Annotated in this window: 13 protein-coding genes; 4 read left to right on the plus strand and 9 right to left on the minus strand. The window is 33.9% G+C overall.

All coding sequences use genetic code 11. From position 1 onward, the window contains the following. Position 1 precedes the first annotated feature (1 nt). The 9 genes from OLM58_RS09375 to OLM58_RS09415 form a co-directional block, all read right to left on the minus strand. A complete protein-coding gene (locus OLM58_RS09375; protein WP_264532079.1) occupies positions 2–2737 on the minus strand; it encodes a TonB-dependent receptor in 2736 nt (911 codons plus the stop codon). Positions 2738–2757: 20 nt separating this feature from the next. Continuing rightward, the gene (locus OLM58_RS09380) at positions 2758–3477 is read right to left on the minus strand and encodes a hypothetical protein (protein WP_264532080.1); all 720 of its coding nucleotides are present in this window, start codon (positions 3475–3477) and stop codon (positions 2758–2760) included. A gap of 239 nt (positions 3478–3716) precedes the next feature. Then, positions 3717–3968: a hypothetical protein gene (locus tag OLM58_RS09385; RefSeq protein WP_264532081.1), complete on the minus strand. Its 252-nt coding sequence runs from the start codon at positions 3966–3968 to the stop codon at positions 3717–3719. A 199-nt stretch (positions 3969–4167) separates the two neighbouring features. Beyond that, complete coding sequence (locus OLM58_RS09390; RefSeq protein ID WP_264532082.1) at positions 4168–4914, minus strand: LytR/AlgR family response regulator transcription factor; 747 nt, start codon at positions 4912–4914, stop codon at positions 4168–4170. Beyond that, complete coding sequence (locus OLM58_RS09395; RefSeq protein WP_264532083.1) at positions 4907–6553, minus strand: tetratricopeptide repeat-containing sensor histidine kinase; 1647 nt, start codon at positions 6551–6553, stop codon at positions 4907–4909. The genes OLM58_RS09390 and OLM58_RS09395 overlap by 8 nt, the downstream gene beginning before the upstream one ends. A gap of 177 nt (positions 6554–6730) precedes the next feature. Further along, entirely contained in the window at positions 6731–7123 is a 393-nt protein-coding gene (locus OLM58_RS09400) for a hypothetical protein (protein WP_264532084.1), read from the minus strand. 212 nt (positions 7124–7335) lie between these two features. Further along, positions 7336–9471: a polyribonucleotide nucleotidyltransferase gene (locus OLM58_RS09405; RefSeq protein ID WP_017494817.1), complete on the minus strand. Its 2136-nt coding sequence runs from the start codon at positions 9469–9471 to the stop codon at positions 7336–7338. Positions 9472–9634: 163 nt separating this feature from the next. After that, complete coding sequence (gene rpsO, locus OLM58_RS09410; RefSeq protein ID WP_007804772.1) at positions 9635–9901, minus strand: 30S ribosomal protein S15; 267 nt, start codon at positions 9899–9901, stop codon at positions 9635–9637. 156 nt (positions 9902–10057) lie between these two features. Beyond that, positions 10058–10513 carry a GAF domain-containing protein gene (locus OLM58_RS09415; RefSeq protein WP_264532085.1) on the minus strand — a complete coding sequence of 152 codons (456 nt, stop codon included), beginning with the start codon at positions 10511–10513 and terminating at the stop codon, positions 10058–10060. A gap of 71 nt (positions 10514–10584) precedes the next feature. On the opposite strand from OLM58_RS09415, the gene xrtF reads away from it, so the two are divergent. The 4 genes from xrtF (at position 10585) to OLM58_RS09435 (ending at position 14117) form a co-directional block, all read left to right on the plus strand. Beyond that, complete coding sequence (gene xrtF, locus OLM58_RS09420) at positions 10585–11121, plus strand: exosortase family protein XrtF (protein ID WP_264532086.1); 537 nt, start codon at positions 10585–10587, stop codon at positions 11119–11121. Continuing rightward, a complete protein-coding gene (locus OLM58_RS09425) occupies positions 11111–11557 on the plus strand; it encodes an exosortase F system-associated membrane protein (protein ID WP_264532087.1) in 447 nt (148 codons plus the stop codon). Before xrtF ends, OLM58_RS09425 begins: the two co-directional genes overlap by 11 nt. Before the next feature lie 45 nt (positions 11558–11602). Beyond that, positions 11603–11998: an HYC_CC_PP family protein gene (locus tag OLM58_RS09430; RefSeq protein ID WP_264532088.1), complete on the plus strand. Its 396-nt coding sequence runs from the start codon at positions 11603–11605 to the stop codon at positions 11996–11998. A 112-nt stretch (positions 11999–12110) separates the two neighbouring features. Continuing rightward, the gene (locus OLM58_RS09435; RefSeq protein WP_264532089.1) at positions 12111–14117 is read left to right on the plus strand and encodes a TonB-dependent receptor plug domain-containing protein; all 2007 of its coding nucleotides are present in this window, start codon (positions 12111–12113) and stop codon (positions 14115–14117) included. Positions 14118–14153: the final 36 nt, after the last annotated feature.

Here is a 14153-nt window from a genome sequence, read left to right on the forward strand (position 1 = left end):
TTTAAAATTTAAAATTATAGGTAATTGTTGGTATCGGAACAGAGAAAATAGAGGTTTGATAAGCTTTTACCTGGCCTTCTTTTGTTACGAAAAAGATAGAATAAGGGTTATTACGCCCTAAAACATTGTAAATAGAGATGTTCCAGAAACTGTGGGCTAATTTTTTTATCTTATGATTGCCTTCAATATTCAATCCGATGTCTAATCGATAGTAGTCCGGTATTCTGTATTTGTTACGATCGCTATACAATGTGTATTCTGCACCATTGTAATTGTACTTTCCGATGGGATAAGTTATAGGTCTTCCGGTTTGGTATACGAAATTGGAAGAAAAACTATAGCGGTGTGTAAATTTGTAGTTCATTACAATGCTTACATCATGCGGCTTATCGAAATTAGTTGGAAAGTAAGCGCCATTATTCACCTTTTCATCATTAAACTTGCTGTCCAGTTTTATAAAGGTTCTTGAATAAGTGTAACCAAGCCAGCCATTAAGTCTTCCGGTTGATTTTTTTAGTAAAAACTCTACACCGTAAGCCTTTCCATTACCTTGAAGTAATTCCGTTTCAAGATCCTTGTTTAAAAGTAAGTTGGCTCCAACTTTGTAATCGAGTATGTTTTTAGAAGTTTTGTAATATCCTTCCAGGCTTAACTCGATATCTTTATAATCCAGTTTCTTGAAAATCCCAAGAGAGTATTGTAGTCCGCTTTGAGGTTTTACATTTAAGTCAGATAGCTTCCAGGTATCTGTAGGTGATTGGGTTGTGTTATTGGTTAACAAATGGATGTATTGGTAGTTTTTATCGAAACCGGCTTTTACAAATAGACTTTCATCAAATATATAGCGCAAAGCAAGCCTTGGTTCAAAACCTCCGTAAGTTGTAATTATTTTATTGTTACCATACGTTTTTTCTTCTACAACTGTTGAAGGAGTCTTAGGGACATCTTCTTTGTAAATTTTCTGCGTAGATGCTCCTAAAGCCGCGTAGAAGGAATATCGTGCTCCGACATCTAACAATAGTTTCTCGGTAATTTTAAATTTATCAGAGAGAAACAAAGCCGATTCCAATCCTTTTTCGTCATCAACTTTTATAGGTGTCACTATCGAAGTTTCCCCATTTGGATTAAGTTCCCCGGGATTAACGCTGTATAATTTACTTGATATCCCGTAAGTAAATTTATGTTTACTGTTCAATTCGCTATTGAATTTAAGACTCGCCTGAGTTTCAGTTATTTTATATTTGAAAATAAAGGATTCAGGATTGACAGATTCATAGTTGATACTGAATTTGTACTCACTATTAGAGACATTAAATTCACTATTGTTTTTTTCATTAAAAGCATGTTTCCATTTCAAAGAAATTAGACGATTGCTGTATTGATACAACGAGTCGGGAGTAATAGTGTATTTGTCTTTGCTGTAATATGCGGTACCTTCAATAGTATTGTTTTTATTTATTTTATGACTGTATTTTGCAAACAAATCATAAAAAGAGGCCTGACTGTTTTTGAGGTTTTCATCGTCTAAGCTTTTTAGAATCCAATCAGAATAAGTGGCTCTTCCTCCCAATAGTAAGCTTGCTTTTCCTTTTACAACGGGAATCGAAGCGGTAAGATTACTCGTAACCGGACCAATTCCTCCTTCACCCGAAAATTTCTCCGTGTTTCCATTTTTAGAAGTAATGTCAAAAACCGATGACAATCTACCGCCGAATTCTGATGGGATACCTCCTTTGTAAATATCAACTTTATTGATGGTGTAAGGGTTTAGGGAAGAGAAAAAACCAAAAAGATGAGCAGGGTTGTATATCGTTCCGTTATCCAGTAACATTAGGTTTTGATCTTCCTTTCCTCCTCTGACATTAAATCCTGAAGAGCCTTCTCCGGCAGTTTTTATTCCCGGAATGGTTAGGGCAATTTTTAAGACGTCTCTCTCTCCAAGAACCAGAGGAACTGTTTTTACACCCTCGGCTTCAATTGTCGTAACTCCTGTTATTGCAGTTCTGATGTTCTGACTGTTTTTACCTTTTACCAAAACTTCTTTTAATTGGTTTATTTTTTCAATTATCGGAAAATCTAACGTGCCGTCACTGTAAATCATTATTTTACGGGAGGTGTTGTTGTATAATAACGATTCGATTTCGATTGTTGCCAATCCAACAGGCAATTTTAGACTGTAAAATCCCTGAGCATTTGTAACGGTTGTTGCGGTGGTGTTTTTTGCTTTTACCGTTATGTCAGCAAGAGGTTTACCGTCTTTGAGGTCCGTTATGTGGCCGGAAATGGTGTAAAAGTCAGTTTCAGAATCGATAGTTTCCTTTCCAATTAATGCAATAGGAGAGGTCTGATCTGTTTTGTTCTTCTTTACAGAATCGTACTGTTGAAAAAAGATAGGAATATTACCGGCTTTAACTTTATCATTTTGAAACTTGTCATAGATGATACTGTTCTTAGTCAGAATGACTTTGTTTTTGGTAATAAAGAAATTCAGATCAGTATCTTCAAAGATTTTGCTTAGTATATCCTGTATTGTTTTATTAGAGTAATCTCCGGATATTAATACTTTGTTATCTATCCATTCATTTTGAAAGTAGAATTTATAATTTGTCGAAGCCTCTATTTTTTTTAAAACTTCAACCCGATTAATGTTGCTGTAATTTATGGTGATCTTTTGATCTTGTGAATAAATGCATTGATTAAAACCGAAAAATAATAAAAGAAGGGTAAATATTCTCATTTGGATAATTGCTACAGATTTTAGTTATTTATGTACTTGAGGAGGTTTTTCATAAATAATGCTGCATCTTCTTTTCTTAGATTTCTATACATCAGATAAAAATCATTTATTTTTCTTTTATTCTCCTGAAATAAAGATATGATCTCTTTTTTATCATTTACAGGATAAAAATTGTTCTGCTTTAAAAGGATGAATTCTTTTCTGTTTGTATATCCTATTAAATCAACTTCGGCTTTATTGCTTTTTTTCTTCTCTTTAGAGTGTTTTATGTAAAGAATAATATTGTTTCCCACCGGAACTTCTTCATAGTATCCTTTCCTGAAAGTGGTTGAATTCGGAACGTCTAAATGAACAAATTTATCATTGCCTATTTTAAAGGAACTGATGTTTTCGGTAAAGAGATTAATTTTAGTGGTGTTAAGCTCGCCATACGGTTTTATAACCAGTTCGTCGGTGTAAGTGTCGTAGTTGAGCAGCAGATCAGAATAATTTTGATTATTATACTGCATGCTTCCTTTTCTGAAATCTTCGGAAATGTAATACCGGTTCTCATTGTTGACTGTTTTGTCGAAGTTTAAATGGGCGGGACCATTTTCAAATTCTAATGATTCTACACCCAGATTTTTGTCAAACCAGTTGTATACTAAGATTTCGTTGTTTGTTTGCCCGCAAATTATGTATGCATTTAAGAATAAGATCAATAAAAATATATATTGACCTTTTATTTGGTTTTTCTTCAAAGGATTGGTGGTTTTGATTTTTTGGTTTATAGCTCTTCAAAAATATCAAAAAAATGCCAATAGCAATGGTTTTTTTGTTAAAATTCAATAATGTTGTTATTTTTTAACTTAAAAAACGAGTGATTTATACAAGATTATTGAGTTTGGAAACCTATTCTGTCATAAAATAAAAAAAAAACACTCCGGCTTAAAAAGATTAAGCCAAAGTGTCACGATAAAATTGGGGCAAAATTTATTTTTTAATCTGAAAAATCATCTGAAGTATCTAAAATGTCATCAAATATTTTTTTAAGCGATTTGATGTAGACCGGAAATGCGATGGCTAACAAAAGATATTCGATTCTGAAAACCGTGATGTCGTCCAGAATTTTATATAAACAAGGAATGATAAAGAGAAGAGAGACAGTTACGCCAACCCAGGGGTTGTTTTTTATTTTTTTTAATATAGATAAAAGCTTCATGTCCGATGGTCTGTTTAATTCAATTCTCATTTAGATTTTATAATTTGGATTTCTTAGTGTAAAAGTAATTTCGATTTGCGGGAAGGAAATTAAAAATGTCATGAAAGCAGAATTCTTTGTCATGAAATTTTTTACTAACCCTGTGGGAGGGTATTCTTTTTTTAAAACAAAAAAAAACCTCCCGGATAGAGAGGATTTGCTGAGTTTTTATTTTTTCGTCTTACTGTTGTTATGACAAAATATTCATCTTTTTTATAAAATCTTTGTAGGTGTCACTAAGATTTATTTTGTGGTCACCTTTTAAAATAATGAGATTATCGGCCAAAATAATTTCTTCAATTTTATTCGTGTTTACAATTGTATTTCGATGCGTTTTTATGAATCTGTTTTTATCCAACAGATTGCTGATTTTTGTCAAAGAGATCAGAATTACGAATTTTTCTTTCTCGGTTATGATATTGCAATAACGTTCTTCAACGTCAATATAAAGAATATCATTTAGCGCTACTTTTTTTAAGGAGTTCTTCTTTTTTATAAATAAGTAGTCGTTGCTAATCACGGTATCTTGTTCTTCAGTCTGAAAAACTTCGGTTTGAGCATAAAACTTTTCTACAGCCATTTCTATGGCATAAAGAATTTCCAATTCATTAAAAGGTTTTAGTAAAAAGCTGAACGGTTTTGTGAGCTTGGCTTTTTCAAAAATTTGACGGTCTTGCGAGCTGGTTAAAAACACAAACGGTTTTGCTGCATTTGGAATAATGTTAATCGATTCAGCAAATGTGATTCCTTCCGGTTTTCCGTCTAAGAAAATATCAATGATAATAATGTCGATGGTATTTTCGTAAAAAAGTTTTAACGCATCAGCAAAATTAGTTGCTACGCCTACAACCTTATAATTGTTTTGAAGCAGTACTTTACACAGAGCATCGCTTTGTTCGGGAGTGTCTTCTATAATTAATACATGAATATTATCCATTGGGTGTTGTTTTTGGGAAAGTCAAAATCATTTTAGTTCCTATATTGAGCTCGCTTTCTATGGCTAATGTTCCGCCATTTTTTCTGATCATTTGTTTGCACAGCTGTAAACCTAAACCGGTTCCTATAATTTCAGAATTATTTTTTTTGGCGAGTAAGGAAGTATTATCTGTCAGTAATTCTTTGATGGTTTCCGGGCTCATTCCGATTCCGTTGTCCTCAAGGATAAGGTCACAAAAATCAGGATTGGTTTCCCGGGTGTAAAAGCTTATTTTACCTTCTTCATTCGAAAATTTAATAGCATTGTCTAATAAATTTCGAAGTACAATTTTTAACGAATCGAGGTCTACGAAGATAAAACTATTTTTTGAAACTAAATTCTCAAAACTAATGGCTTTGTCTAATAGCAAAGGTTTGTAGTTGTATTCGATTTGCTGTACGATAGAATACAAATGAATGGATTCTTTGTGAAAATACAATTGTTTGGTTTGTAACATGGCCCAGTGAAGTAAATTATCCAAAAGGTTATAGGCACCGCTTGCAATAGTACTGTTTTGAATAATGAGTTGGTTCAATTCATCATAATTCTTAGTTTCCAATGTTGCTGATAACTTCGCGTTGCTTGTTTTGAGCGCATTTACCGACGAGCGCAGATCATGGCTTACAATAGAGAACAGTTGATCTTTGGTAGCGTTTAATTGGTCGAGCTTGTTTTTTTGAAGCAATATGATTTTGCCGTTTTTTACTTTTTGGGCATAGAGATAAACTCCTGCCGTTAAGATTAATAATAAACCAATGGCGGCAAAAAAGAAACCGTTGCGTTGGGTGTTTTTAAGTCTATTCTCTACTTCAAGTACTTTTATTTGCTTTTGCTTTTGCGCTACAGCGAATTTTTTTTCATAATCAGCAACAGCCCATATTTTATTTTGGTTATTAAGAGAGTCTTTCCATTGCTCATATTCTTTTCTATAAGCCAATGCTTTTTTATAGTTGCCTTTGTTTTCTTCAACTGCAGCCATATTTTGTGTTGTGTTCTTCTTTAAATCAAAATCTATAGTTTTTTGGGATAAATTATATGCTTTTTCAAAATAAGGAATGGCCTGTTTGTCTTTGTATTGAAGGTAATATAGGTTAGCAATGTTGGTGTATAATCCTATAAGGGAGACGGCGTTTTTTTCTTCTTCTTGAAGTTTTAGGCTTTTGAAAAAGTATTCTTCGGCATCATTAAATTGATTGAGGTGCAGATGGCAAATACCTAAATTTTGATAGATGATGCTTATTTTGTAATCTGGATTATTTGTAGTAGAGATTTTTTCTACTTCTTTAAAATAATGGATGGCTTTTTCGTATTGCTTTAATTCTAAAGTGACTTCACCTAAGAATTTATTTACCAATTGGTAGAACATAAAGTTTTTAGAAACAAAACTAAATTCTCTTTTTGCTTCTTGAAATAGTTTTAGTTGTCTAAGTGAATTTCCTCTTAAATAATGACAATAGTCAGCTAATTCTTTGTTCTTGCTTGTATTTAATTGTTTCATCGAATACACTAAAGTAGAGTCCCATTTTTTGTTAATAAAAAAATACTGGGCTTTCTTAAAGTTAATTTCTTTATCAAACTGTATTGCTTTTTTTTTAAGCATTTCATTTAAAGAAATGACACTAATGTTTTCCTTAGAATAAATAGATGATGATAAACACAGAATTGAAATGAAAATTGATATAAATTTGAGCATTTTTGAATTGTGTTAGTTTATGTAATTAAGAAAAAGTATATAGTTAAATTCTAGTTTAACTATATACTTTTTAATTCATAAAAATTAACTTCCAACATGCGTTGTAGTTCCTCTAGAAGTTTCCGGATCCAAATTTCTTAAATAAGATGTAACAGACGTAATTTGGTTAATTCTATCAGAAATATAATCGATTTCAACATACCAAACATCATAGGTGTCTGGTGTGCTTTCATCCCATGTATAGTCAAAATAAACTTCGATATTACTATCGTTTTCTATTAGTGTACGAACTGCTGGGGCAGCTGAGTCTTTAGAGTTGATGTAAACCGTAGCACATATTTTTAAGGTAAGGACTCCTTGGTTTCTGTAAAGTTGTGAAGAGGCTAAAGGAGGGATTGGGAAAGTAAGATTGCTTTTGTCTGAAAATACAAAATCTTGCTGATTAATTCTTGTGATTTGGGTAACGTTGAAGTTCATAGTGGTGTTTTAAGGATTATTAATTTGTTTTTTTGGTGTGTTAAAGATATTTTATTTTCACATATAAATGTAAGGTTTGTCGTGTTTTTTTGTGATTATTCTAGTAACCATGGGAAATTTTAGTTAGAAAATGCCATAAAAACGAAAAACCCCAATTCAAATACATGAATTGGGGTTTTCTATGAATAAACCTTTAGTAAACTAAGATCTGATTACTCTTTTTTCTCCTCACGTGGAGGTCTTTGTAAAAGCGCTTTTCTTGACACTTTTTCTTTTTTAGTTTTTGGATCAACACCTAAGTATTTCACTTGGAATACGTCACCCATGTTTACAACATCAGTTACGTTTTCAGTGCGTTCCCACGCTAATTCAGAAACGTGTAATAAAACTTCATTTCCTGGTGCAGCAGTATATTCCACTACAGCTCCAAAATCTAACATTTTAATTACTTTTACTTCGTAAGCTTCTCCCATTTGTGGTTTGAAGGTAATTGACTTAATTTTTGCCAATACCGCTTCAATTCCGGCAGGATCTGTACCTAAGATTTCGATTACACCTTGTTCGTCAACTTCGTTGATTACAATAGTAGTTCCCGTAGCTTTTTGTAATTCCTGAATTACTTTTCCACCAGGTCCGATCAATGCTCCAATAAAGTTTCCAGGAATAGTTCTGGTAATGATTTTTGGTGCATGTGCTTTAACGTCAGCTCTTGGTGTAGCAATAGTTTCAGTTAATTTACCTAAGATATGCAAACGTCCATCACGAGCCTGACTTAAAGCCTGCTCCATAATATCGTAACGTAAACCGTCAATTTTGATGTCCATTTGACAAGCAGTAATACCATCAGCAGTTCCGGTTACTTTAAAGTCCATATCTCCTAAGTGATCTTCATCCCCTAGAATATCTGACAATACAGCAAATTTCTCACCATCAGTAATTAATCCCATAGCAATTCCGGAAACTGGTTTTACCATTTGAACTCCTGCATCCATCAAAGCCATTGTTCCGGCACAAACGGTTGCCATAGAAGAAGAACCGTTAGATTCTAATACTTCAGAAACAATACGAATAGTGTAAGGACAATCTGCTGGAATCATGTTTTTCAAAGCTCTCTGAGCTAAGTTACCGTGACCTACTTCTCTTCTTGAAGTTCCTCTTAGAGGTTTTGCTTCACCAGTTGAGAAAGGAGGGAAGTTGTAGTGTAAATAGAATTTCTCTTCACCTTGTTCAGATGGAGAATCAATTTGATTTGCTTCTCTTGAAGTTCCTAAAGTTACAGTTGCTAATGCCTGAGTTTCTCCACGTGTAAACAATGAAGATCCGTGAACTCTTGGTAAGTAATCAGTTTCACACCAGATTGGTCTGATATCTGTTGTTTTTCTTCCGTCTAAACGAACACCTAGTTCTAAAACTACATTACGAACAGCTTCTTTGTTTGTTTTGTAAAAGTATTTAGAAACTAAATCACCATCAGCAGCCAATTCTTCTTCTGTAAATAAAGCTTTTACTTCTTCTTTTACTTCAGCAAATGCAGCTCCTCTTTCGTGTTTAGCAGAACCAACTTTTGCAATAGCATAAATTTTATCGTATGCAGCAGCTTTTACTTTTTTGTAAATTTCTTCGTTTTCTTTCTCACCTTCGTAAGTACGAATTTCTTTTTTACCAAAAGCTTCCTGTAAACGGTATTGTGCCTGAATTTGAACTTTAATAGCTTCGTGAGCAAATTTAATAGCTTCGATCATTTCGGCTTCTGAAATTTCTTTCATCTCACCTTCAACCATTGCCACAGAATCCATAGAAGCTCCAATCATCATATCGATGTCCGATTTTTCTAATTCTTCTCTGCTTGGGTTGATGACCAGTTTTCCGTCGATACGTGCAACACGTACTTCAGAAATTAAGTTATAAAAAGGGATATCTGAAACAGCTAATGCTGCAGATGCCGCTAAACCAGCTAAAGCGTCCGGCATAACCTCTTCGTCATGAGACATTAATTGAATCATAACCTGAGTTTCAGCATGGTAATCGTCTGGGAAAAGCGGACGCAGAACACGGTCAACTAATCTCATTGTCAATACTTCGCTATCACTTGGACGAGCTTCTCTTTTAAAGAAACCACCTGGAAAACGACCTGCTGCTGCAAATTTTTCGCGATAATCTACCGTTAATGGTAAAAAATCAACGCCCGGGTTTGAAGTGCGAGCTGAAACTGCTGTTGCAAGAATCATCGTATCGCCCATTCTTACTACTACAGAACCGTCCGCTTGTTTTGCTAAACGTCCTGTCTCGATTGTGATGCTTCTGCCATCACCTAAATCGATTTTTTCTACAAATAATTGTGGAATCATAATTTTTCCTTTTTGATTATACAATGGGTTTTAGTTGTGTTGTAGTTGTTGTTGTGTGTAGTTATTGTTCTAAAACCCAATGAAAAACCAAACTTTTTTTCTTATAAAATGCTTGTAATGTAAAAACAAAAAGAGGCACTCTCGCACCTCTTTTCTATATTGATTATTTTCTGATATTCAATACTTTGATAATCTCACGATATCTGTTGATCTCTTTCTTTTTCAAGTAGTCCAACAAAGCTCTTCTCTTACCTACTAATAGTACAAGTGAACGCTCAGTGTTGTAATCGTGACGATTTTTTTTCAAGTGTTCAGTTAAGTGTGAAATTCTGTAAGTGAACAATGCAATTTGACCTTCTGCGCTTCCAGTGTTTGTTGCACCACCGTGTTGTGCGAAAATCTCTTCTTTCTTTTCTTTAGTTAAATACATTCCAATATTGTTTAATGATTTTTATGTATGTCATACAACTTTTGTAAGACGGGTGCAAAATTAGAACTTTTTTCCGAGAAAATAAATTTTAATACTGAAAAAATTAAACATTTGGTATATATGTGCAATGTTTAACTTTTTGGAATAAGATTTGGATTAAAATAATTTAGCAACTTCCTGATTTACGAATTCTAAAAATCGTTCGTCAGCTTCTGTAAATGGATCTATAACATGACTGTCGATATCAATCTGACCAATATTTACTCCATCAACAAATAACGGAACAACAATTTCAGATTTAACAGTAAAGCTGCAGGCAATATAATTGTCCTGCGCTGCAACATCCGGCACTACAAAATTGGCATTACTTTCGGCTACCTGACCGCAGATTCCTTTCCCGAAAGGAATAACGGTATGATCAGTTTCAGCTCCAACATACGGGCCTAGGTGTAAGGTTTTGTTCTCGTGATTAGCAAAATAAAAACCAACCCAATTATAGTATTCGATATTCTCGTTCAATAACTGGCAGATTGCTAATAATTTTTCGTCTCTAACTAATGCGGTGTCAGAAACAATAGCGCTTATTTTTGGTTGTAATTCTTGAAATGTCATGATGTTAAGATTTTATACAAAAGTATTTAAAGCTAAACTCAAAAAATACATAAATTTGAAAAAAAATTTCGTTGAAAAAATATCTCGTACAGTTTAAACCCTTCCTTATTTTTATAGGCACTTTTTTTGCCGCCTATATTGTACTCACCTTGTTATATAAGTTTTATCTGAATGGTTTTGGATCAAATGAAGTCGATGGAGTAACCAACACTGTAGGACGAAATGTCGAACAATTGATGCAGGGTTTTAATTGTGATATTAAGATTCATAAAAGCCTTACTGATTCCTGGATGGAGGTTTGGTACAATAAGCACTATTCTGTTCGGATTGTTGAAGGCTGTAATGCGGTAAGCGTTATGATTTTGTTTGTTGCTTTTGTGCTTGCTTTTTCTGGAAAGTTCAAAGCCACTTTGTTGTTTATAGTGTTTGGAATCTTCTCTATTTATGTTTTAAATGTAGCGAGAATTGCAATATTGGTTGTTTTATTGTTTCGTTTTCCGGAACAGGATCATTTCTTGCACGGAACTTTGTTTCCTTTGATTATTTATGGTTTCGTTTTTCTTTTGTGGATTATTTGGGTAAATAAATTTTCGAAGTATGCTAAATAGAATCCTCGAACATAAGTCCAAATTAATAATCGCGGTTGCGATTGTATTGTGTTTTGCAGTTATCAGAGCTTTTGAAAATCAGCTGTTCTATGATCCGTTTTTGGATTATTTTGACGGCAATTTTAAAAATTTGCCTTTTCCAGAGGTAAAAACTTTTACTCTTTTTCTGAATTTGTTACTTCGGTATGTCCTGAACACTGTTTTGTCTTTGGCATTGATCTATGTTTTGTTTCAGGATCGGGATATGCTTCAATTTAGTTTGTTGCTGTATGTGTTTTTTGCTGTGATACTTTTGGGGATGTTTTTTGTCGTTCTTGAATGTTTTGCAGAAGGAAACTGGCTTCTTTTTTATGTGCGAAGATTCATTATTCAGCCCATATTTGTGTTACTATTTATTCCTGCATTTTATTATCAGCAGCAAAATTTAAAAAAATAATACTTTATTCAGTCTTTTTTGGAGTCTTTTAAATAATTTTGCAGTATGAAACTAAAAAAGTGTACCGGATTATTTTTAGCCTTCCTATTATTGGTCTCCAATATTGGGTTTGCTTTTGATGTGCACTATTGTGGTGGAGAGATTGCTTCAGTTTCATTGAATACAACAGCAGCAGCTCCGGAAAAGAATTGTTGCGGAATCTCTGAAAAAAAAGCATCTTGCTGTAAAGATAAAGTAGTTCATTTTGAAAAGAAATCAGATGATGCTACCTTAAAGTTTTTCTTCTTCCAGTTTGCTTTTCCTATGGCAGTTCAGGAATATCAACCGATTGTTTTCCTTGGAATTGTAAATTTCAAAAGCAATCAGGTTATTTCTTATTATTCTGATGCCAATGCACCGCCTTTATTTAAGTTGTATCACCAGTATATTTTTTATTCCTGATTTTAATGTTTAGATCCAGGCCTTTTTGGCTTGCGCTATGCTGTTTGTTTATTTCTCCTTTTGAAGAAATTCTATAGAAACAGCTTTCTATTTAACATTAAATCATTTTTTTATGCAAAAAAGTATACTGCTTTTTGTGGCATTTTTGCTATCCGTATCTGCGTTTTCGCAAGAAGATCTGCAGGAAGTAAAAATCACAAAAAAGCAAAAAGGAATAAAAAAATCCTATACGCTTACATCCAATACTACTGTTATTACCAGCAAGGAGTTATTAAAAGCAGCCTGCTGTAACCTGGCCGAGAGTTTCGAAACAAATCCTTCGATTGATGTGAATTTTTCGGATGCTTTAACCGGAACCAAACAAATTAAAATGCTTGGCTTAACAAGCCCTTATTTATTAATCACCGAAGAGAATCTTCCCTCTGTACGCGGGGCTTCACAAGCCTATGGATTATCGTTTACTCCGGGAACATGGATCGAAAGTGTTCAGATTACAAAAGGAGCGGGGAGTGTTATCAATGGTTATGAGAGCATTTCCGGACAGATTAATACTGAACTTTTAAAACCATTAAACGACATCCCGTTTTTTTTAAATGCTTATGGCTCCACAGATGCTCGTTTTGAGCTGAATACCCATTTTAATAGAAAGCTGTCGGATAAATGGGCAACAAGTTTGTTTGTTCATGGTAATGCGCGTGTAGCAAAGAACGATATGAACGACGACGGTTTTTTGGATAATCCGTTGGGAAAACAGATTAATGTTTTGAATCGTTACCAATATTACAATCCCGACAGTGGTTTAGTAAGTTTTATCAATTTCAGGTATATGAATGATAAAAAACAGACCGGAGAACTTGATTTTGATAAGGATACAGATCGCGGAACGAAAAATCACTGGGGTTCAGAAATCAATACAGAACGTTTTGATGTTTCTACAAAAATTGGATATGTCTTTAAAGACATGCCGTATCAAAGTATCGGTTTTCAGAATGCCTTTAATACCCATAATCAGAACTCTTACTTTGGACTGAGCCTTTATGATATCAGACAAAATAGTTTTTATTCGAACTTAATCTTCAATTCGATTATCAACAATACGAAGCATAAGTTTTCTACCGGATTAAATTTTGCTTATGATCAGTATCAGGAGTTTGTAAATGTAAACGATTACAGCCGAATCGATAATTCTGTAGGAGCATTTTTCGAATACACTTATGATAATACAGATAATTTTAGTTTGATTTTAGGAGGCAGGGTAGACAATCACAATCGATTGGGGTTATTTGTTACGCCACGTTTACACATGCGATACAATCCCTGGAAGTTTGGAGTGCTTCGTGTTTCGGCAGGAAGAGGGAAACGTTCGGCTAATATCTTTGCCGAAAATCAGCAGCTTTTTGCAAGTTCGAGAACTTTTTCAATTTTAGATCAAGGTGGGAAAATTTATGGATTGGATCCGGAAATCGCATGGAATTATGGGGTGAGTTTTTCTCAGAAATTCCGTCTTTTTAATAAAAACGCAGAAGTAGGATTTGATTTCTATCGTACCGATTTTCAAAATCAGGCCGTTGTAGATTTGATGCAAAGTCCGCAGGATGTTTTGTTTTATAATTTAAAAGGAAGCTCGTTTGCCAATAGCTTTCAGGCAGAATTTAATTTCGAATTGATTCATAACCTGAATTTAAGAACGGCTTACAAGTATTACGACATTCAAACGGATTATCTGAGAGGAACTTTTCAGCGTCCTTTGCAGGCGAAACACCGCTTTTTGGGGAATCTTGAATACGAAACCCAAGTAAATGAGGGTAAGCAATGGAAATTTGATTATACATTTAACTGGTCTGGTAAACAACAATTACCTTATACGGCATCAAATCCAGTTGCGGATCAATTCCCTGATTTTTCACCTTCGTATGCGGTGATGAATGTTCAGGTAACGCGAATTCTTTCGTCTGTTTTTGAAGTATACGTAGGAGGGGAAAATATTGGGAATTACAAACAGGAAAAAGCCATTTTAGGAGCTTCAGATCCATTTGGTCCTAATTTTGATGCTTCTGTTGCGTATGCTCCTATTTTTGGGCAGATGTATTACGCGGGATTGCGTTTTAAGATAAAATAGAGGTGAAAAGTGAAATGTTATTTGTAAAATGTGAAA

This window comes from Flavobacterium sp. N502540 (assembly GCF_025947365.1).
GTDB lineage: Bacteria > Bacteroidota > Bacteroidia > Flavobacteriales > Flavobacteriaceae > Flavobacterium.

What these genes read in the sequence shown, in the direction of transcription:
- OLM58_RS09375 (WP_264532079.1), bottom strand. Translation starts at nt 2,737, where the DNA reads ATGAGAATATTTACCCTTCTTTTATTATTTTTCGGTTTTAATCAATGC.
- OLM58_RS09385 (WP_264532081.1), bottom strand. Translation starts at nt 3,968, where the DNA reads ATGAGAATTGAATTAAACAGACCATCGGACATGAAGCTTTTATCTATA.
- OLM58_RS09390 (WP_264532082.1), bottom strand. Translation starts at nt 4,914, where the DNA reads ATGGATAATATTCATGTATTAATTATAGAAGACACTCCCGAACAAAGC.
- OLM58_RS09395 (WP_264532083.1), bottom strand. Translation starts at nt 6,553, where the DNA reads ATGCTTAAAAAAAAAGCAATACAGTTTGATAAAGAAATTAACTTTAAG.
- OLM58_RS09400 (WP_264532084.1), bottom strand. Translation starts at nt 7,123, where the DNA reads ATGAACTTCAACGTTACCCAAATCACAAGAATTAATCAGCAAGATTTT.
- OLM58_RS09405 (WP_017494817.1), bottom strand. Translation starts at nt 9,471, where the DNA reads ATGATTCCACAATTATTTGTAGAAAAAATCGATTTAGGTGATGGCAGA.
- rpsO (WP_007804772.1), bottom strand. Translation starts at nt 9,901, where the DNA reads ATGTATTTAACTAAAGAAAAGAAAGAAGAGATTTTCGCACAACACGGT.
- OLM58_RS09415 (WP_264532085.1), bottom strand. Translation starts at nt 10,513, where the DNA reads ATGACATTTCAAGAATTACAACCAAAAATAAGCGCTATTGTTTCTGAC.
- OLM58_RS09425 (WP_264532087.1), top strand. Translation starts at nt 11,111, where the DNA reads ATGCTAAATAGAATCCTCGAACATAAGTCCAAATTAATAATCGCGGTT.
- OLM58_RS09430 (WP_264532088.1), top strand. Translation starts at nt 11,603, where the DNA reads ATGAAACTAAAAAAGTGTACCGGATTATTTTTAGCCTTCCTATTATTG.
- OLM58_RS09435 (WP_264532089.1), top strand. Translation starts at nt 12,111, where the DNA reads ATGCAAAAAAGTATACTGCTTTTTGTGGCATTTTTGCTATCCGTATCT.